A 1160-nucleotide genomic window follows, 5' to 3' on the forward strand; every position below is an offset into this window, starting at 1 on the left:
CATTTCGGGGTTTCCTTTCGGGTCGGTGTTGACATTTGTCAACGGTTTGTCTAGTATCGGCGCATAACCGGTTCGGAGGCGGCTGTGAAAAAACATCCCGATAAGCATATCCGCGCGGCTTTGGAATACGCGCAATCCCTCGGTTGGGTAATTGTGCCGGCGGGCGGGTCGGCACACGCGTTCTGCCGCCTGAAGTGCGTGCGCGGACACGCGTGGCATATGATGAGCGTTTGGAGTACGCCGAAAAGCCCGGAAAACCACGCGCGGCAAATCCGCCGTAAAATCGACGAGTGTAAGGAGTGAATATGACGCTTTATCATTTTTCCATCTTAATCCGCGATGCCGGGGCTGAAACGGAGGGCTTGGAAGACCGCCTGTTTGAAGCAGGGTGCGGCGACGCGCTTGTTTGTTTTGCCGGCCGCTCGGTTTACCTTGAGTTCGATCGCGAGGCGGAATCGGCAAGGGCGGCGGTGGACTCGGCGATGGCGGACATCCGCCGCGCGGGCTTTGCCGATTTGGTGCTTCAGGAGTCGGGCTATGCGACGCTTGCGGAAATGGCGGCGCGCTCGGGCTTGAGCCGGGCGGCTTTGTCCAATTATGCCAACGGCAGGCGGGGGTCGGCGTTTCCCGCGCCGGTGTACGGCGTGGCGGGCGGTTCCGCCCTGTATTCTTGGCGCGAGGTGGCGGCGTGGCTGTATCGGCACAATCAGTTGCAGCGGCCGCTTTACGAGGTAGCGCAAGTTTAGTTTTTTCCTTTGTTTGCCCGCGCGGTTTCGGCCGTGCGGTTTTTTGTTGCCGATGCCGTACCCTACGGGCAGGCTTCGCACTCTGAAGGGGGCGGGCAATGCCATCTGAAGCTCGCCGAAGCATCCGGTGTCGTCTGAAGCTTCGTCATTCCCGCGCAGGCGGGAATCTAGAATCTCGGGGTTTCGGTCATTTCCGACAGATTCCTGCCGCGTTGGGGGCTGGATTCCCGCCTGCGCGGGAATGACGGCGGTGGTGGTTTTGGTTCTTTCCGATAGATTCCTGTGGTTTTTCAGTTACTGGATTCCCGCCTGCGCGGGAATGACGAAAGGAGGCGGGAATGACGGGTTGCGGTTTCGGGGTTTCGGATTCCCGCCTTTCAGATTCCCGCTTGCGCCTTCCCTTGTTATTTCCAT

2 protein-coding genes are annotated in these 1160 nt (G+C 59.6%); both read left to right on the plus strand.

Features of this window, described 5'->3' with window-relative positions; translation table 11 throughout:
* The first annotated feature begins 84 nt into the window (after nucleotides 1-84).
* Entirely contained in the window at nucleotides 85-303 is a 219-nt protein-coding gene (locus tag ACNAU7_RS10320) for a hypothetical protein (RefSeq protein WP_416302168.1), read from the plus strand.
* Nucleotides 304-305: 2 nt separating this feature from the next.
* Nucleotides 306-746: an XRE family transcriptional regulator gene (locus ACNAU7_RS10325; protein WP_416302169.1), complete on the plus strand. Its 441-nt coding sequence runs from the start codon at nucleotides 306-308 to the stop codon at nucleotides 744-746.
* The last annotated feature ends 414 nt before the right edge of the window (nucleotides 747-1160 follow it).

It is taken from the genome of Neisseria sp. LACPHL-SPEC-2024-00856 (assembly GCF_047915665.1).
Classification (GTDB): domain Bacteria; phylum Pseudomonadota; class Gammaproteobacteria; order Burkholderiales; family Neisseriaceae; genus Neisseria; species Neisseria polysaccharea.